Source organism: Rheinheimera tangshanensis, assembly GCF_014645135.1.
Classification (GTDB): Bacteria; Pseudomonadota; Gammaproteobacteria; order Enterobacterales; family Alteromonadaceae; genus Pararheinheimera; species Pararheinheimera tangshanensis.
In genome coordinates, this window is sequence record NZ_BMLH01000002.1 from 382,940 (window position 1) to 401,933 (window position 18,994).

The window sequence follows — 18,994 nt, forward strand, 5'->3', positions numbered from 1 at the left end:
AAAAGCACAGTAGGTAGTATTTGCCGTTATGTTAACAAAGCTATTGGCGCAGTTAAAAATCACCAAAAAATCAAGCGATGTATTTGCTGGCGTTCATTTATCTGCCAATAGTTTAAAGGTTGTTGTTGTCAGCCGGCAACCTGCAACTGAAATCCGGGTTGAACAAATGTTTCAGGAGCAATTTAGTTCCTCTGCACAATTATCAGCTGCTTTTAAAGCAGTGGCGGCAAAATTACCTTCGGATTGCCACTGTACTCTAGTAATCCCGCCTGAGCGTTATATGGTGTTGCAGATTGATAAACCAGCTGTGCCTGATGAAGAGATCTCATTAGCCTTGCCCTGGACTATTAAAGACTTAGTGACTTTGCCTGACGATGATATGGTGCTGGATTATCTGGATTTGCCTCTACAAAACCAACTGCTGGGCGTCAAAGTCAATGTAGTGGTCAGTTCTAAAAGCTGGCTGGCTGACATAGTGGCTCTGTTTACGCAAAATAAGCTGCACTTAGTTGGGATCCAACCCGAAGAATGGTTAGCAAGAAACTTATTACCTGCTAAGAATCAGGCACTGATGCTGGTCTCGCATCAAAGTGGCCAGGACCTGGCTGTACAAATTTTACAGCAGGGGCATCTTTGTTTTTCCCGGCGTTTACGCGGTTTTAATCGTTTGGACCAATACAGTCTGGACGAATTACAACAAGGCGTGTTTGATAATTTGTTGTTGGAGTTACAGCGCTCTATCGATTATTTCGAGGGGCAGTTAAAGCAGGCTCCGGTGAAAGAAATTGCGTTGTTGTTGGTCAATAGTAACCAGAGCGGTGTAGTGCAGTTGTTTGTGCAAAATGGATTTTCCCAGGTCTTCGCCCTTTCTGCCAAAGATGCGGGTGTACAGATGTCAGCAGAGCAGTTTAACCTGTATTGGCTGGCTTTGGCCGGAGCTATCGAACCACTGTGCGCACAACTGGAGGTGAACCTTGAAGCTGCGGGTTAACCTTTATGTGCAGGCTTTACAGCCTGTCAAAGAGAAGATTAGTTTAAAGCTGCTGATTGGCAGTACGTCAGGCTTGTGTGCTGCATTGCTGGCTATTGGTCTTTTGATGAATGCGCAGGCTGCCTCGAAGCAATCTGAGCTTTTAGTATTACAAGAGCAAGTGAAACGTCAGGAACAGCAAATAAAACAACTTCAGGACTCACTTGGGAGTCGCCAGCCAGCTCCGGTTTTGGTGAAACGGCGTACTGAGTTGAACCAGACCATAGCGCAAAAACAAAAGCTGTTGCAATTTGTGCAAGGTGAGCAATTAAAAACTTCAGTGCAATATTCCCCTGTATTGCAGTATCTGGCCGGTATCGACCTGCAAGGCTTTTGGTTAGATAGCTTCAGTTTAAGTGCCCGCAGCAGCCAGTTTAGTGGTTATGTCACAGAGCCTGAATTATTGCCGCAATGGCTGAACAAATTAGGCGGCACAGCGTTTTTTAAAGGCCATACCTTTTCTCAATTTGAGATTAAACAGCAGGAAAATACAGAGGCTTTAGCTTTTAAAGTCACATCTTCTGCGGTGGTTCTGACTACTGCGGAGGCTAAACCATGAGTGCATGGCAACAAATGTCAGAGCGTTTCAGCGCGTTAAAAGAGCGGGAAAAGTACACAGCTTTGATTGGGGCTTTGCTGTTGTCTTTATGGCTCTTTATGCTGCAACTTTTAGTACCTGCTTTTGAAGAACTAAGGAAAGTGGAGCAGCAAATCACCAGCGCCACTCTGGCTACACAGCAGCACAGCAATACCTTAACTGCATTAGAGCAGCAGGCCGGAGTAGATCTGGATGCTAATTACAAAAAGGAGTTAGAGGCGTTAGAGCTTCAGGAGCAAGAGCTGCAACAACAGATTTCCAAACTGACCAGCTACTTTATAGGTTCTGAGCGCATGGCCTCTGTACTGCAGGATGTGTTAAAAAGTAGCAAGAATGTCAAGATGAAATCAGTGATTGCCAACCCTCCTGTGCCTTTAACCTTCGCAGAGCAGGGCACTGATAATAAAGCAGTTATTTATCAACATTCGACAGTTGTGGTTCTGACGGGCAGCTATTTTGCATTAACAGCGGTGCTGGAGCGTCTTGATGCGTTGCCCTGGTCTTTAGGTTGGCAAAGTATTGACTATAAAGTCACTGAATATCCTGATGCAGAGCTGACTTTGCATTTACTGACGGTGAGCGATAATGAAAGTTATATTAAGTTGTAGCCTGTTGCTGCTTCTGAGTGTGGCGGTGCAGGCTGCTTCAGATCCAACAAAACCTGATGTTGCCATGGCTGTGCCTGTGGCCGCGGATCCTGTTCAGTCAGATCAGAGCGTTAAATTTAAATTAGGTCTGATTAAAAACGTGCAGGGACAACAGATGGCATTGATTAATGGCCAGTCAGTGAAGCAGGGTGATGAAATTGATGGTTACAGGGTGCTGAGCATTAACCAGAAACAGGTGGTGTTACAGCAAGCGAATGAGCGTTTAACCTTAAGTTTGTTTAAAGCGATGAAAACTCAATGAATTATTTTAAGAAAAACTATTTCACATTAGCTTTCATCAGCTTAAGTCTGGCTGCGTGTCAGGGGTTACAGGAAACGAAGGTGCCACAACAGGCACAAGCGGCGTTAACTGAAGCGCAAAAACAACCCAAAGCCGCGGCTCCTGTGGTGCCAGACAGTGTGACTCAGGATTTGTTAGCCTTAGCTACCCCTATGCAGCAAGGTCAGGCCATTCAACCTCGTTTTAATGTAGCTGCCGCCAATGTGGAAGTTGCAGACTTTTTTACTTCTTTAGTCGCAGATACAGACTACAGCGTAGCTATCCATCCGGCTGTTTCGGGCCAGATCACGCTGGATTTAAAACAAGTGACTTTAAACGAAGCTTTTGCCGTGATTGAGCAACTCTATGGTTACCATATTCAGCAAGTGGGCTCGATTTACAAGGTGATGCCTGGTGGACTGCGCACTGAAACTATCCCGGTGAATTATTTATTGATGCAACGTTCAGGCAGTTCATCTATTTCTGTCACTGCCGGTGGTATTTCTTCGTCTCAGAATGGCAACAGCAACGGCAATTCCAATAATAACCAAAACTCTTACCAGAGTAACAACAACCAGAGCGGCAACAATCAAAACGGTAATAACCAGAATGGGCAAAACGGCCAGAATGGGCAAGGCAATGGCAGCTCAGTGCAAAGTTCCAGCGAAACCGATTTCTGGAAAGACTTAAAAGAGGCTATTACAGGGGTGATGGGATCAGGGCCGGACAGAGCCGTGGTGGTTAGTCCGCAGGCTGGTTTAGTAACTGTGCGTGGTTTGCCGGCTGAAATTGAAGCTGTACGGGCTTATTTAGGTCAAACCGAAGCCAGTTTGCAGCGTCAGGTGATACTGGAAGTAAAAATTATTGAAGTGACCTTAAATGACGATTATCAGCAAGGCATTAATTGGAGCCAGATCGCCGGAAGCATTGGCTCTACAGATATCAACTTCAGTAATAACAGCTTTACGCTGGGAAATAATATCACCGCTCAGATCGGCGGCTTAGGCAGCATAGGTTTTGAAGGCGATGATTTTAGTGGTGTGATTAACCTGCTGGAAACTCAAGGTAATGCTCAGGTGCTGTCCAGTCCGCGTGTTACCGCCATTAACAACCAAAAAGCGGTAATTAAAGTAGGCTCTGATGAATATTATGTCACTGGGGTCAGCAGCAGCTCGAATCTGGCTGATACCACAGGAACTGGCACAGGCATTACCAGAGACGTCCCTATTCCGGAGCTGGAACCTTTTTTCTCAGGTATTGCTTTGGATGTAACGCCTCAGATTAACGTCGATGGTGATGTCATTTTACATGTGCACCCATCAGTGTCCGAGACCACAGAGCTGAGCAAGTCGATCAACTTAGGCGGTACCAGCGCTTATACTCTGCCTTCGGCTCAAACCAATATCCGTGAATCCGACACTATTATTAAAGCCCGTAATGGTGAAATTGTGGTGATAGGCGGTTTAATGCAATCCACTATCAGTGACAGTGAATCTAAGGTGCCAGTGCTGGGCTCTGTGCCATTGCTGGGCAAATTATTTACCAGTATCAGTAAAGTAGAACGGAAAAAAGAGCTGATTATTCTGATCAAACCTACAGTATCGTCCGGCAGCGCTATGCAGCAACAGCTGAAACAATCTGCCGATTTGATTGATCAATGGTATCCGAAGAACTGATTATGTTGTATTTACGCCACTTTGGTTTACAGCAGACCCCATTCAGCTTGACGCCTAACACGGCGTTTTATGTCGATTTGCCTCAGCATCATGAAGCGTTAGAGGTACTGACTACAGCCTTGGATGTAGGGGAAGGCTTTATCAAAGTGACGGGTGAGGTTGGCACGGGCAAAACTATGCTCTGCCGCAAGCTGATGAATGAAGCAGCAGACGATTGGGTGATTGCTTACATTCCCGACCCTTATTTGTCTCCACTGGAGTTACGCTGGGCTTTTGCCGCAGAGCTTGGATTAAAGCAGGCTGATATGATAGATAATCAGCAGTTAGTTCAATTGCTACAGCATCGTTTAGTAGCGCTGGCTGCTGAAGGCAAAAGAGTGGTACTTATTATTGATGAAGCGCAAGCTTTACCTGACGATACACTGGAAGCCCTGCGTTTGTTGACGAATTTGGAAACTGAGCAGCGTAAATTACTGCAGGTCGTATTGTTTGGCCAGCCAGAGCTGGACAAACGCTTAGCCAGTTATAAATTTCGTCAATTACGCCAGCGCGTCAGCTTTTCCTATTTACTGCGAGGCATGACCTATGACGAGGTGCAGGCTTATGTCAACACTCGTAGTGAGATAGCGGGTGTCCGCCAGCCGCTGTTTTCAACCGGAGCATTAAAAGCTATCTGGAAATACAGCAGAGGTATCCCACGTTTAGTGAATGTATTAAGTCATAAAGGCCTGATGTTGGCCTTTGGCGAAAATAAGCTGCAGGTCGATACCAAACACTTACGTTATGCCGCAAAAGATACGGAAGATGTGCAACAGCACAGCTACGTTTTAAGTGATGTACTGCGTGGACTTTTAGTCTCAGTGTTAGTGGGCGCTGCCGCTGCTGCCTGGTATTTCAGGGAGTTGTGGATATGAGCGTGATCAATAAGATGCTGCGTGATTTGGATAAACAACAGCAGCAACAACAGCACAACGGTTTTAGCCGGGTTAAAGCTCAACGAAAATCTCAGTGGCTTGTATGGGTTGCGGTTCCTTTGGCTTTATTGGCAGGCTGGTGTGGTCAGGCCTGGTATATGGAACGTTTCTCCGTTCATACTGAATTAGCTCCTACAGCTTCTGATCTGCAAAAAGGTCAGGTTCATCCGCTTGCTGATGTCGCAGAGCTGGTACCACAGGCGCAAAGCCTGGCGGCAGTCACTACTGTTCCAGCAGAACCTGTCAGCCTGCAGGATGTGGTGGCTACCCGCATATCACCAGAGGCCGCAGCTCAGCTGGCTAACAAGCCAACTACAGAAGCTGTTAAAGTTGCTGAACCTGAGTTACAGCCTTTTGTGAATCAGCCTGTCGCTGAAGAACGAGTCGTAGAAGTGGTTTTGGCTGAACCTGTTCCTGCTGCCAGCAATGAAACTTCGTTGGCCTATACAGAGGCAACAGACGAAGTGCAGGTCAACGAATTCGACCAAAGCGGAGACTTTAGCGCAGAGTCTGAAACTGCTATCGAACCTGACTGGAACGATATGCCACAAGCTTCAGATAAACCCCGCTCTCTGGCGATTGAAAAAGTACAATTAAGCCCAGAACAGCAAAAAGACTTACTGAAAAACAAAGCGCAAAAAGCTGAAGCTATTGGCAAGCTCACTCAGGCAACGGAGTTGTGGCAGCAGATACGCCAGCTTGAACCTTCCCGCAGCGAAGCTTATTTCGAGTTATCCCGTCTGGCGCAAGTTCAGCGCAATGATGTTGCCGCTGTGCAGGTTCTGGAGCAGGCTCTGGCTTCTGGCATACAGGATCCAAAACTCTCTATGGCGTTGGCGGCGTTAGCGCTAAAGCAACAGGACTGGGCCAAAGCTTTAAGTTATTTGCAATATGAACCTGATATTTTTAATTACACTGACTTTTATGCATTAAAAGCCGCTGCCTTGCAAAAAAACAGTCAACATCCTCAGGCTGTGCAGGTGTTTCAGCAATTGGCTCGTCAGCAACCTGAACAGGCACGTTGGTGGTTGGGAATGGCACTAAGTTACGATGCGATGTCACACTCTGAACAGGCATTGCATGCGTACCGTCAGGTGGCTGTAAATGGTGTCGGTTTATCGGCCCAGAGCCTGGACTATGTTAAAAAACGCATCGCGGCGTTAGAGTGATTTTATGTTAAAACCCAGACTGAAAATGCGGCTTGGCGATTTGTTGGTGCATGAACATATCATCACCGAACAGCAATTACAGCAAGCTTTAGCGCAGCAGCAAAAAACAGGCCGTAAGCTGGGTAGCAGCCTGATTGATATGCAGTTTTTAACTGAAGATCAGTTGCTGCAGTTTTTATCCCAGCAACTCAAAGTGGACTTGTTGGATATTAACCAGCAGCAAATTGACCCCAAAGCTGTGGCTTTGCTGCCCGAGGTGCATGCCCGTCGTTTCCGCGCTTTAGTGTTGGAAGACCGGGGCAGTTCTGTGTTGTTGGGTATGAGCGATCCGGCCGACTTGTCTGTACTTGATCAGATTGCGCCTATGCTGGCGCCAAAAGACATTTCTATCGCCATAGTGCGGGAAAGTCAGCTGATCAGTGCTTTTGATCGTTTGTACCGCCGTACCAAACAAATTGAAAGTTTTGCCACTCAGCTCAAAGAGGAATATGCCGAAACCGATATTCTGGATTTTGGTGCCTCAAGCGATCCAACAGACAACGACAACACTATTGTTAAACTGCTGCAATCTATTTTCGAAGATGCAGTCCAGGTAAGGGCATCGGATATTCATATCGAACCGGATGAAAAGCTGCTGCGCATTCGCCAGCGGGTAGACGGTGTGTTGCAGGAAAACGTCTTAAAAGAAGTCAGCATAGTGCCGGCTTTGGTCTTGCGTTTAAAGCTGATGGCGCAGCTGGATATTTCTGAGAAACGCTTGCCGCAGGATGGCCGTTTTCAAATCAAGATTAAAGGCCGCACTATAGATGTGCGGATGTCGACTATGCCTGTGCAATATGGCGAGTCGGTGGTGATGCGTTTGCTGGACCAATCCGCAGGGTTACTGACCATGGAGCAAACCGGCATGCCGGATGCGCTGCTCAAACGTTTGCGCCGTATCTTAAAAACACCTCACGGTATGATTTTAGTCACGGGCCCAACGGGTTCAGGTAAAACCACCAGTTTGTACGGCATGCTCAGCGAGCTGAATAAAGAAGGTAATAAAATTATTACGGTGGAAGACCCGGTGGAGTACCGTCTGCCCCGTATTAATCAGGTCCAGGTTAATCACAAAATTGGCCTGACCTTTAGCAATGTATTAAGAACCAGCTTACGTCAGGATCCCGATATCATTATGGTCGGTGAGATGCGTGATCAGGAAACGGCAGAAATTGGCTTACGAGGTGCCTTAACAGGACACTTAGTGTTATCCACGTTACACACCAACGATGCCATCAGCAGTACCTTACGTTTAATCGATATGGGGGCTGCTGAATATTTAGTAGCCAGCGCACTGCGGGCTATTCTGGCGCAGCGGCTGGTGCGGCGTTTATGTTCTCATTGTAAAAAAACTTACACACCGGATTCCTCTGAAATCAGTTGGTTACAGCATAAGCATATCACACCGAACCAGCAGTTCTGGCGCGGTGAAGGCTGTCAGAACTGTAACTACACGGGGTATTCAGGCCGTATCGGCGTATTTGAGTTACTGGTGATGAACCGTGAATTGGCGGATGCATTGCGTCGCAGTGATGCCGAAGGTTTTGCCATCGCAGCCCGCAACAACGAGGGCTTCCGGCCTTTGGGGGATATGGCGCTGGATTATGCCATGCAGGGCCTGACCAGTATTGAAGAAGTGATTAAAGTCTCTGAGTACCTGGAACTGGAAGAGCCTCTTGTTACGGATGTTGCAGAATGGGACGCTAACTAATGGCCACCTTCAGTTACACAGCCAGAGACAGGCAAGGTCAGTCTGTCAGCGGTAGTATTGAAGCCAGTAGTGAAGCCGCTGTGGCTGATCTGTTGTTACAACGTAGTCAGATCCCTATCAAAATACAACTACAGGAAGAGAAACAGGCCGGTACAGCTATTGTCTGGCCCTGGCAGCTGGTCAGTATGACCGAGCTGATTATTTTCTCGCGTCAGATGTACTCGCTGATGAAAGCTGGTATTCCTATTATCCGCGCTATTGTTGGTTTGGCCGAAAGTACCAGTTCTGCTGCGTTGAATAAGGTGTTGTTCGATTTAGCCGAGCAGTTAGAAAAAGGCCGCACCTTATCCGCGGCTATGGCACAGCACCCGAAAATATTCAGTCGTTTGGTAGTGTCCATTGTGCATGTGGGGGAAAATACCGGCCGTTTAGACGAATCCTTTTTGCAACTTTCCAGCTATTTTGAGCAGGAGATGGAAACTAAAAAGCAAATTAAACAAGCCACCCGCTATCCAACTTTTGTGCTTTTTGCTATTGCTGTTGCCATGGTGCTGATGAATATGTTGGTGATACCACAGTTTGCCACTATGTTTGCCAAATTTAATACGGAGTTACCATGGGCGACTAAGGTGCTTCTGGCCAGTTCTAATCTTTTTGTTAATTACTGGCAATGGATGCTGGCTGTGCTGATAGGTCTGGTGTGGGCGCTGAAACTTTACTTACAGACGGAGAAAGGCAGCTATCAGTGGAGTTACTGGAAACTAAAAACGCCTTTGATGGGGTCTATTATTGTCAGGGCCACATTAGGGCGTTTTAGCCGCAGCTTTTCTATGATGCTCAGAGCCGGTGTACCTTTAACTTCCGCTTTAACGCTGGTCGCCGAAGCTGTAGACAATGATTATATGGCAGAAAAAATCCGCGAGATGCGGAAAAATATTGAGCGTGGCGAAAGCTTGTTGAGGGTAGCGGTACAAAGTGAATTATTTACGCCTTTAGTGCTGCAAATGTTAGCGGTAGGCGAGGAAACAGGCCAGGTTGACGATATGTTGACTGAAGTCGCATCTTTTTACGAAAGAGAAGTGGCGTATGATCTAAAGTCACTGACGGCAAAAATTGAGCCTATTTTAATTTGTATCGTCTCGGGTATGGTGCTGATTTTAGCTTTAGGCATTTTTACCCCGATGTGGGATATGCTCAACGCATACAAGGGTAGTTAGTAAATAATCGGTAAAAATGAAAAAAATGTAAGACAAGTTCATAATAGTGAGTAAAATAGACGCAATTAGCGATAAACTAACAAATAAAGATATGGAGTTAATAAAATGAGACGACAGAGCGGTTTCACTATTATCGAAATTATCATTGTAGTGATAATTTTGGGATTATTAGCAGCCACGGCATTGCCGCGGTTTTTGGATGTTACTGAGCAGGCTGAACAGGCATCCATTGATGGTATCGCAGGCGGCTTCGCATCTGCTGTTGGCTTAGTGCGTGGCCAATGGGAAGTAGAGGGCCGTCCTTCTGCTAATGGTTCTACTGGCGCGGGAAATGACACTGATACAACTAGCGTGTCTATTGATAACGTGCGTATTTTGGTTGATGGTACCAGCACTGCTGCAGGTATTAGCCGGGGTTACCCGACTGGGGCCGCAGATGATGATAACGGTAGCGAGATTACCGATATTACTAATGCGCGTTGTCAGGAAATACTGAATGTCATTTTACAAAACGGACCAGCTTCTGTAGTGGCAACCAGTGCTACAGCCCCGACTCTTCAGGCGATTCGTGATTCTGCCGCTACTTTGTTTGTACAGGAAGGCGTTGCAACCACAACTCCTAGCTCTGCAAATGTGTGTTTTTACTATCAGGTGGCAGGTATTAATGCGAGACCGGCTCCTGGTGACGAAGCTAATCTGAATGGCTTTAAATATAATCCAGCGACGGGCAGCGTCGTTGTATTCAAGAACAAAGCTTAATTTATAAATTTTAATTACTAAATATAGGGAAGAAGTATGAAATCTATCAATAAAACTCAACAAGGTTTTACCTTAGTTGAATTGATCATCGTAATCGTCATTTTGGGTATTTTGGCTGTGACTGCAGCACCACGTTTTTTGAATTTCCAAGGTGATGCGAAAGCTTCAGTGCTGGATGGCGTTGCAGGTAGTTTGAAGTCTGGTTTAAAGATAGTGGAAGGCAAAGCTATTATTGCTGGTTTAAATAAAGCTGTTTTAGCTTGTCTTGATGCTAATAGTAATGTCGTTATAGCGGATGCCGGCACAAGCAATGATGAATGCGATACTAACGAATTCAAGCTCACCTACGGCTCTCCAGCACTTGATACAGCGAGCGTAACAGCTATTGCCGAGTTCAGTGATGGTATTGCAGTTGCTCTTGAGCCTTCGACTGGCGGCGCAACGCCTGTGGCGGGAACCAAAGTTTTTATTGCTAATAATGCTGCAGATTTAACAAATGCAGATTGTCGTGTTGAATATACGCCGGCAACGAGCACTGTAGCTGCCTCAGTGGTGGTGAAGAACACTGGTTGTAACTAAGACATAGGCGATGAAGTATTCAATGCAACGCGGCTTTACACTGATTGAGCTGATTGTTGTGATGATACTGATTGCCATTCTCTCGGTCACGGCTTTACCTAAGTTTTTGGGTAAAGCTGGCACCGAGGAAATTACAGTTCAGGATCAATTAATAGCTGTGCTGCGTTTGATGCAAAATCGGGCCATGCAAAACACCGATCCTAATGCCTGCCATCAGGTACTTTTTACTGCTTCGCAGTTAGGTTCCGCAGCACTAAATCCTTGTAGCACCACATCTTCTTTTAGTCTTGGGCAGCAAAACGATGCCGATCAGCTGCTTCTTTCTGGCAGTGACATTAGGTTAAGTTTATTTAACGCCAGTAATGGTGGCGCAGAACTTAGTCCTCCTTTGCGTTTTCGTTTTAACTCACTTGGCAAACCTGTGGAAGATACTAATTTATCTCAGGCTTTGTTTAACGGTAATGGTGTCCGTTTTGTTATTCGGGGCGTCACTAATGCCGCAGTATGTATTGAATCTGAAGGCTTTATTCACACATGCACCTAAAGCCCTTTTCTTTACCCAAAGGTTTTACTCTGATTGAAATCATTGTGGGTATAGTGGTGCTCGCTATTGCCTTGCTGGTGATTACCGCGAGCTTGGGGCCTCTGTATAAGCAAAGCGCAGATCCCTGGCACAGAGTCCGGGCCGCCGAGCTAGGGCATAGCTTTTTAAATGAGATCCTTGCCCGTTCTTTTGATGAAAACTCCGATCGCGCTGGTGGCGGCTATCGCTGTGATGCCAGTGCAGAGCAGGGCTCTGTGTCTTGCACTACACCAGTGCTTGCTGCGGGCTCATTGGTTTTCCCAGCAGATTGTAGTGGAAGCAGTTGTGAAGATCGCCAGAGTTTTGATGATGTCGATGATTTTGATGGCTTCAGCTCTGACGGCGCTGCTATCGCAAATATTATTGATAATTCACTGTTGGCCAGTTACCGCAATTATGGGGTTGCTGTCAGAGTGGGCTATGACGGTGACAGGGATGGCATCATCAATAACCAAAACTGTACTCTAGCTCCTGATCCTTATCAGTTTTGTCTGGAGCGACAACTCAAACTTATAGTGGTAAGTATTACAACACCCTCTGGTGAAACCATAGATTTTTCCGCTTACAGGGGGAACTGGTGATGGTAAGCGCTTCGCGGGGTTTTAGTTTAGTTGAGCTGATATTGGTCATTATTCTTTTGGGCATAGTTTCTACGCTCAGCCTGGGATTTTTGCGCAATGGAGCAGAGATGTATGCACAATCTGCCGACCGCGAGCGTTTATTAAGTCAGAGCAGGTTTGTGATCGAACGCTTAACCCGTGAGCTACGTAATGCGTTACCCAATAGTGTCCGTATTTCCAGCGATGGACGTTGTGTCGAGTTTATTCCGCTGAAGTTTGCCGGACGTTATACAGAACTGCCAGGTGTTAACGCCGCAACAGCTTTAGATATGACATTTTTTAGTGGTCAAAGTAACAGTGTAACGAATTTTTCCTCTTTGATTGCTGAAGGTGATTTCATCACTGTGTATCCCACACAGCCTGAGCATTATTACAGTAAAAGCCGAACCTTAGAGCTCAAGGCTGCAACAGCTGTAGCTGAAAGCTCAGGTCAAAGAGTTACACTGGAATTTAACTCGGCAACTCTCATAGGTTTTCCTCAGGCTTCACCTAATCAACGCTTTTTTATCTGGGACTTTCCTGTTCGTTATTGTTTAGTGGCTAAACCTGCAGCTACTAATATCTATCTACATGATATTTATAGATTTGATGATTATGGGCTTCTACAGCAGTTGCCACAAGTGAGTGATTTGGGGAGTGCAGCGGGCTCTTTGATGGCCACTGATGTTTTTTTCAATCCGAGCCAGAGCCTTAAGCCATTTTCCTACGAAGATGGAGTACTAAAGCGCTCTTCGGTTGTCCATGTGGTTTTAAGCTTTAGCAGTAATTTTGCGGATGATCTGTTTTTTAATCAGGAGATCCATATTCCCAATGTGCCCTAATCACCTAGCTTCTTCGTTAAAAAAACAACAAGGCTCCATGCTGATGGTCGCCTTGTTTATTATTGTGGTTATGGGGCTACTTGTCGCTGCATTAAGTCGGTTAGTGATTAGCAGTTCAAGCATGGTCTCAACTGAAGTTTTAGGCATCAGGGCTTTTTTTGCAGCTCAAACGGGTTTGGAATTAGGTTTGGCTGAACTTTATCCATTACAACGAAAAACTTCAGCTTCAGATAGTACTGCGACAGGCGAGTCCTTGGTGTGTGAAGAAGCCAAAAATTATAATTTTTCAACATCAGGCTTAGCTCAATGTAAAGCAGAAGTCAGCTGCGTGGAAAGTAATGATACAAACGTAGGGATCAAGCACTATTATTTGACCAGTATCGGTCGTTGCGGTGAAGGCAGTTATACAAGTTCAAGAACTCTGGAAATGGAAGTGTGGCAGTGATGTGTTGTTTCAGGGCAGTGAATTATGAAATGTAATGCAGCAGTGACTTCTGTCCACCTGTTTTTTCTGTTGATTGTTTTAACAATGCTAAGCATGTCGCAGGCGAGTGCGGCGACCTATAACCTTACTCCTCCAAACCGACCGGCTTTGTGCAGTGGTAATCAGGGCAGTTGGAATGGCACTACTTACACATGTACCTGGAATCAGCCTTTTTCTTTGCAACAGGGTGATGTAATTACATCCAGTACAGCAATAACCATTCATTCTAACAATGGAGTGAATCTGACTGGTGTTACTTTAGGTAACAGCAGTAACCCTATAACTCTGACTGCCGAAAGTGGCAGGACTATTCAACTGAATAACTCTGTTTTATATAGTTCAATTGGCGGCGGCAGTACACAGGATGTCGTATTAACAAATAATACCACTGTGCATGGCAATATCAGCGTTAGTGGCACAGTTCAATCCACTAATTCAACAGTGATGGGCACTATTACTTCAAGCAACGGCGCTGTAACTTTTACCGGCGGCCAGGCATTTGGCCGTATAAATGTGCAATGCTGTAAGGTCACAGTGTCTGGCGGAGCTGTTATCCATGCCGGGATCCTGGCGGGTAACAACGGTATCAATATAAGTAATAGTACGGTAACAGGTGACTTAAGCGCAGGGAACAACGAAATTATTCTGACCAATGTCACTATGCTGTCAGGGAATATCAGCGCTGGCTCAAACAATGTCACTATTAACGGTGGTGATATCACGGCCAATGTCACTAACTCCAATAGAGTATTTGTCAATAATGGCGCTGAAGTGCATGGGAATTTGCAGGCTCGTTATCTGGTGGAAGTCAATGACAGTACAATCTACGGTGATATTGAAACCACGGATAATTTCCCTGAAGGGTTACACCATGTAAAACTAACAGACTCAATTGTGTATGGTAATGTCACAGTGAGAACTGACTGGGGAACCATTACAGGGAACTGGCCAGATAGTGCTATCTACGGTGATTGTGATTATAAATCTGTTACACCGTCCCTGTGCCAGGCAGCACCGCCGCCAGCCGCTGATACGTACTGGAAATTCGATGAAGCACAGTGGACTGGTGCATCGAATCAGGTGCTTGATTCCTCAGTCAACCTTAGACATGGTACTGCGCGTTATGGTGCTGCCACCTCTGTGATTGATCCCTCACCTGCTTCTTGTACCTTTGGTACTTTCCTGCGGGGCTCTTCGTCATCAAACAATCCTCATGTTTATGTCGAACCTAATGCTTATTTTCATAACGCCGATGATTTTGGTTTTGCCTTGTGGCTGAAAATGAACGCGTCTCAGCAGTCTGGCAACCGGCAGGTTATTCTGGCTTATGGAGATGAAGATGGCGTAGAGGACGACGATGATGGACGTTTTGAGCTATTACGCACTTCTGCAGGACGGTTACGTTTTGCCGTGCGGATGCAAAGCGAAGACTTACGTTATGTAGAAGTGAATGGCTCAGGCATATTTGACGGGCAATGGAAACATATTGCTGTAAGTTACAGTAAACAAAATAAGCGGCTGCGTTTGTATGTCAACAATGTATTAGTTAGCAATACGCCCAATGCAACTATAGGTAATGGCAATAGCGATCGCACGCCTAATGATGGGGATACCGGCTTGTCTATTGGCGCTTTGCCAGACGGAGACAATGGCATTCGTGGTCAGATTGATGAGGTAAAGTTTTTTGCTCATGAGCCTACTGCAGCAGAAATTCAAGCTATGTACCAACAAACGGCCAGTTGTACAAACGAGTGTTTTAACGAAAACTTCACCAGCGATACCAATTGGTATCTGACCCAACGCAACAGTACCCCCCCTTCACTCAGAACATCGCCAAGTCGATTGCGATTAACCGAAAACATACAAAATCAATCGACTTCTATTACCTTTAAACGCAGCTTTCCTGCGGCTGGTAATAAAATGACCATAGAATTTGACCACTATGCTTATGGTGGTGGTACGAATGGCGCTGACGGTATTGCGTTGGTTTTATCTGACGCGGCTGTTACTCCAGTGCCAGGCAGTTATGGTGGCAGTCTGGGCTACGCGCAGCGCACTAATGTCAGTCCTGCTCAGAGCGGCTTTGCCGGTGGCTGGCTGGGGATTGGATTTGACGAATATGGCAGTTTTTCTCAGGCGACAGAAGGTCGGGTTGGTGGCACTGTAGTCAGGCGTAATGCGATAGGGGTAAGGGCTGCCAGCAGCACCAGTTATGGCTGGTTGGGCGGCACTGACCCCCTGCTGCCGGCACTCAGTGCATCAGGCAGCAGCCTTGGCCGTGGTGACAGATACAGAATTACTATAGATTCCACAGCCTCCAGTTCAACGGCTGTTGCTTTTCAGCTTGAGCGTCGCCTTGCAGGCAGTACCACCTACAGTACTTTATTAAACTCTTCAAATTTATTAGCTTTAGGCCAGCCAGTTCCACCCGCTAATTTATTACTGTCTTACACTGGCTCAACTGGCGATAACACCAACTTCCATGAAATCACCAATATCCAGGTCTGTACGCAAAAGCCTTCTACGCCTATAGAGTTAGGCAATCAAGTACATCATTTTGAGTTAGTTTATGTGAATAAAGGCCTGACTTGTGAAGCTGAAGCTATTGAAATTAAAGCCTGCGCTAATAGTTCCTGTAGCGTATTGGCTGCAAGCCCGGTAAGCACTACGATTAGTGCAACTAATGGCGGTACTTTTGTTGGGGGAAATAATCTGACATTTACAGGTAGTACTACGGTTTATTTACGCCAGACGAATCCAGGTGACACCACATTGTCACTGACTGGTGCAGCTAATCCAACAGTGTGCACTACAACGGGCTGTAAAATTAACTTCAGTAATGCAGGATTTAAGTTTTATCGGGATAAAACATCAACGGCAGGCATAGCAAATCAGATTGCGGCTGTTAAAGGCGGTGGTTATTTAAGAGCCGTGAAAACGAATACGGATACCATGGCTTGTGAAGCCAGAACTACAGGAACCCGGAATGTAGCTATGTCTTTTGACTGCAGTAATCCGATAAGTTGTGTTCCTGGCCAGACTCTTAAACTCACGGATAATACTACTTCGGCAACGACCAGCACGATCTTCAACGGCTCCGAAGCAGGGCTTATTAAAAACGTCAGTCTTACCTTTGACAATCAGGGGTTTGCACCCCTGGGTATTGAGTACAGTGATGTAGGGCAATTAAGGTTATCTGCATCTCTGTCGTTACCTGCAGCAGGTAATAATCCTGCTGTTACTTTGAGTGGTTTTAGCGATTTTGTGGTTCGTCCTTATCGTATTAATGTCACTAACGCTTTATTTTCAGATACTTCTGACCCTGCAAATCCTGTTAATACAACAAATCCGCAAAGCCTGGGTACTGGGCCAGGCTTTATTGCGGCAGGCGATCCTTTCCAACTTGATGTTTCTGCTGTGAATGCACTCGGCGCTATTACTCCTAACTATGGTAATGAGACTACTGCTCCCGAAACTGTTGCCGTAGAATTTGGCCAATTGGTGCACCCTGCCGGAGGCGTCGATGGAACTTTCACTCAAGGCGCTACTTTTACCAAAATAACAAACGGAATGTTCAATAGTTCCGGTTTCAGTTGGAATGAAGCAGGTAGTTTCAGTGTGTTGGCCAGAGTTGCGGATAATGATTATTTAGGCACAGGTTCAGGTGCTGCTTTTAGCAGTGTTCCTTACATAGTGGGGCGTTTCTATCCGAAGCATTACACCTTAGCCAGCTCCACCCTTGAAAATAGCTGTGCAGCGTTCACTTACATGGGACAACCTGCGATAAAACTGGCTTACGAACTTCAGGCCAGAAATTTTGCTGGTGAAATTACTCAGAACTACGGTCCAGCTTATGGTGTGCTCGCTGTGCCTTCTGTGGTGCTGGAAAATGCTGACAACGGTACAAGCCTCAGTAGCAGAATTAATGTTCCGGCGTCGAGTTGGGTAGCCGGGGAATATAAGTTGATGCATACCGATCTGAGCTTTAGCAAGCAAGCTCTACCCGACGGCCCTTACTCGTCGTTAAAAGCTGGTATTCAGATTACTGATGATCTGGATGGTAGGAGCTTAGAGGTAAAAGATATGGACCCGACCAGTGCAGGGGCCTGTGGCAGTAGCTGTGTTGCTGCGGCTCTCAGTGGGACTCTGGATATGCGTTATGGCCGTTTTGCACTGTTGAACGCTTCAGGCCCTGAAGACGAAGACTTGCCTATCGTGTTGCAAAGCCAGTATTGGAATGGCAGCCGGTTTGAGCGCAATTTAGATGACAGTTGCTCCCTTTTTGCTGCGGCTAATTTAAATGTAACAGGCATTACCACCTTAAAAGGTGGCACGTCTGGAACCATGGTAACGGGGCAGAATCCTTTCTCCGGCATTTTTATTCCAGCGCCAGGCGTGCCAGGTAATGCCACTATGCAATACCAGATCCCACCAGCGCTGAATTATCTGCAGTTCCCGTGGAATGGCGGGACGGTACTCACAAACCCTGCAGCAGAAGCTCAGTTTGGTCGGTATCAGGGCAACAAGCGTCAAATCTTCTGGCAGGAGCGGCTGAACTAAAACTAATTCAGTGCTGACAAAACTTAAATTCATCTGCCTTGTCTGATGACGAAACAATTGGCTTTTCAATGGCTTTGGTTTAATTTGGTAAAAACTAAAGATAAAGCTATTTTCTTGGCGTTTTGTTACTTAAAATAAGCACCATTTCGTCGGGCACCTTGTGTCACCACCTCTTAGTTAAAAGGATTAGTCTGTTCCATGTTAAATAAATTGCGTGGTCTGTTTTCAAATGATCTGTCGATCGACCTGGGGACAGCCAATACACTCATTTACGTAAAAGATCAGGGTATCGTATTAAACGAGCCTTCTGTTGTTGCTATTCGTCAGGAAAGAACTGGCGGACCTAAGAGTGTTGCGGCCGTTGGCCACGCAGCTAAGCGTATGCTTGGCCGTACTCCTGGCAATATCAAAGCCATTCGTCCTATGAAAGACGGCGTAATTGCCGACTTCTATGTGACTGAAAAAATGCTTCAGCATTTTATCAAACAAGCACACAGCAATAGCTTCCTGCGTCCAAGCCCACGTGTACTGGTCTGTGTACCTTGTGGTTCTACCCAGGTTGAACGCCGTGCTATCCGTGAATCTGCTCAAGGTGCTGGTGCACGCGAAGTCTACTTAATTGACGAGCCAATGGCTGCTGCAATAGGTGCAGGTTTACCTGTATCTGAAGCGACTGGTTCTATGGTGGTCGACATTGGTGGTGGTACTACTGAAGTTGCTATTATCTCTTTGAACGGTGTGGTGTATTCCTCGTCAGTTCGTATTGGTGGTGACAAGTTTGACGACGCCATCATCAACTATATTCGTCGTAACTACGGCATTCTGATTGGTGAAGCCACAGCTGAGCGTATCAAAACAGAAATTGGTTCAGCTTACCCAAGCGATGAAATTCTGGAAATTGAAGTCCGTGGCCGTAATCTGGCTGAAGGTGTGCCTCGCAGTTTCACTATGACCAGCAACGAAATTTTAGAAGCTTTACAAGAGCCTCTAGCTGGTATCGTTTCTGCCGTTATGGTGGCTTTAGAACAGTCTCCACCAGAGCTGGCTTCTGATATTTCAGAACGCGGCATGGTGTTAACAGGTGGTGGCGCATTACTACGTGATTTAGACCGTCTGTTGATGGAAGAAACCGGTATTCCTGTGGTTGTAGCTGACGACCCGCTGACCTGCGTTGCTCGTGGTGGTGGTAAAGCTTTAGAAATGATCGACATGCATGGCGGTGATGTGTTTAGTTACGACTAACAAGT

General features: G+C 46.1%; 17 protein-coding genes and 1 pseudogene. All 18 read left to right on the forward strand.

The annotated features are described in order from the left end of the window. The first annotated feature begins 28 nt into the window (after positions 1-28). The 18 genes and pseudogenes from IEW88_RS06315 to IEW88_RS06395 all read left to right on the forward strand — a co-directional run bounded on the left by IEW88_RS06315 (position 29) and on the right by IEW88_RS06395 (position 18,989). On the forward strand, positions 29-991 hold the full coding sequence (locus IEW88_RS06315; RefSeq protein ID WP_147903505.1) for an MSHA biogenesis protein MshI: 963 nt from the start codon (positions 29-31) through the stop codon (positions 989-991). Beyond that, on the forward strand, positions 975-1,589 hold the full coding sequence (locus IEW88_RS06320) for a PilN family protein (RefSeq protein ID WP_147903506.1): 615 nt from the start codon (positions 975-977) through the stop codon (positions 1,587-1,589). The genes IEW88_RS06315 and IEW88_RS06320 overlap by 17 nt, the downstream gene beginning before the upstream one ends. Continuing rightward, positions 1,586-2,236 carry a hypothetical protein gene (locus IEW88_RS06325; RefSeq protein WP_147903507.1) on the forward strand — a complete coding sequence of 217 codons (651 nt, stop codon included), beginning with the start codon at positions 1,586-1,588 and terminating at the stop codon, positions 2,234-2,236. The genes IEW88_RS06320 and IEW88_RS06325 overlap by 4 nt, the downstream gene beginning before the upstream one ends. Then, positions 2,214-2,537: a hypothetical protein gene (locus IEW88_RS06330; protein ID WP_053424053.1), complete on the forward strand. Its 324-nt coding sequence runs from the start codon at positions 2,214-2,216 to the stop codon at positions 2,535-2,537. Before IEW88_RS06325 ends, IEW88_RS06330 begins: the two co-directional genes overlap by 23 nt. Next, positions 2,534-4,231, forward strand: a complete 1,698-nt coding sequence (mshL, locus tag IEW88_RS06335; RefSeq protein ID WP_147903508.1) for a pilus (MSHA type) biogenesis protein MshL — start codon at positions 2,534-2,536, stop codon at positions 4,229-4,231. Before IEW88_RS06330 ends, mshL begins: the two co-directional genes overlap by 4 nt. Then, positions 4,213-5,145, forward strand: coding sequence for an ExeA family protein (locus IEW88_RS06340; RefSeq protein ID WP_229670329.1), 933 nt, complete (start codon positions 4,213-4,215; stop codon positions 5,143-5,145). Before mshL ends, IEW88_RS06340 begins: the two co-directional genes overlap by 19 nt. Continuing rightward, a complete protein-coding gene (locus tag IEW88_RS06345; RefSeq protein ID WP_147903509.1) occupies positions 5,142-6,374 on the forward strand; it encodes a tetratricopeptide repeat protein in 1,233 nt (410 codons plus the stop codon). Before IEW88_RS06340 ends, IEW88_RS06345 begins: the two co-directional genes overlap by 4 nt. 4 nt (positions 6,375-6,378) lie before the next feature. Continuing rightward, the gene (locus IEW88_RS06350; protein ID WP_147903510.1) at positions 6,379-8,124 is read left to right on the forward strand and encodes a GspE/PulE family protein; all 1,746 of its coding nucleotides are present in this window, start codon (positions 6,379-6,381) and stop codon (positions 8,122-8,124) included. After that, on the forward strand, positions 8,124-9,341 hold the full coding sequence (locus tag IEW88_RS06355; RefSeq protein WP_147903511.1) for a type II secretion system F family protein: 1,218 nt from the start codon (positions 8,124-8,126) through the stop codon (positions 9,339-9,341). Before IEW88_RS06350 ends, IEW88_RS06355 begins: the two co-directional genes overlap by 1 nt. A 105-nt stretch (positions 9,342-9,446) precedes the next feature. After that, positions 9,447-10,100, forward strand: coding sequence for a prepilin-type N-terminal cleavage/methylation domain-containing protein (locus tag IEW88_RS06360; protein WP_147903512.1), 654 nt, complete (start codon positions 9,447-9,449; stop codon positions 10,098-10,100). A gap of 36 nt (positions 10,101-10,136) precedes the next feature. Next, positions 10,137-10,679, forward strand: a complete 543-nt coding sequence (locus IEW88_RS18830; protein ID WP_147903513.1) for a prepilin-type N-terminal cleavage/methylation domain-containing protein — start codon at positions 10,137-10,139, stop codon at positions 10,677-10,679. A 10-nt stretch (positions 10,680-10,689) separates the two neighbouring features. Continuing rightward, entirely contained in the window at positions 10,690-11,223 is a 534-nt protein-coding gene (locus tag IEW88_RS18785) for a pilus assembly FimT family protein (protein ID WP_147903514.1), read from the forward strand. Further along, entirely contained in the window at positions 11,214-11,843 is a 630-nt protein-coding gene (locus IEW88_RS06375) for a type IV pilus modification PilV family protein (protein WP_147903515.1), read from the forward strand. Before IEW88_RS18785 ends, IEW88_RS06375 begins: the two co-directional genes overlap by 10 nt. Then, positions 11,843-11,917 (forward strand): annotated as a pseudogene (locus IEW88_RS18870) (prepilin-type N-terminal cleavage/methylation domain-containing protein); the annotation flags it as partial. The gene IEW88_RS06375 and the pseudogene IEW88_RS18870, both read left to right, overlap by 1 nt. Before the next feature lie 33 nt (positions 11,918-11,950). Continuing rightward, positions 11,951-12,703, forward strand: a complete 753-nt coding sequence (locus tag IEW88_RS06380; RefSeq protein ID WP_229670331.1) for a hypothetical protein — start codon at positions 11,951-11,953, stop codon at positions 12,701-12,703. A gap of 37 nt (positions 12,704-12,740) precedes the next feature. Continuing rightward, positions 12,741-13,148, forward strand: a complete 408-nt coding sequence (locus IEW88_RS06385) for a pilus assembly PilX N-terminal domain-containing protein (RefSeq protein ID WP_147903517.1) — start codon at positions 12,741-12,743, stop codon at positions 13,146-13,148. A 93-nt stretch (positions 13,149-13,241) separates the two neighbouring features. Beyond that, entirely contained in the window at positions 13,242-17,747 is a 4,506-nt protein-coding gene (locus IEW88_RS06390; RefSeq protein ID WP_185148553.1) for a DUF6701 domain-containing protein, read from the forward strand. 198 nt (positions 17,748-17,945) lie between these two features. Beyond that, positions 17,946-18,989 (forward strand): rod shape-determining protein, encoded by a 1,044-nt coding sequence (locus tag IEW88_RS06395; protein WP_046521342.1) that lies wholly within the window; start codon positions 17,946-17,948, stop codon positions 18,987-18,989. Positions 18,990-18,994: the final 5 nt, after the last annotated feature.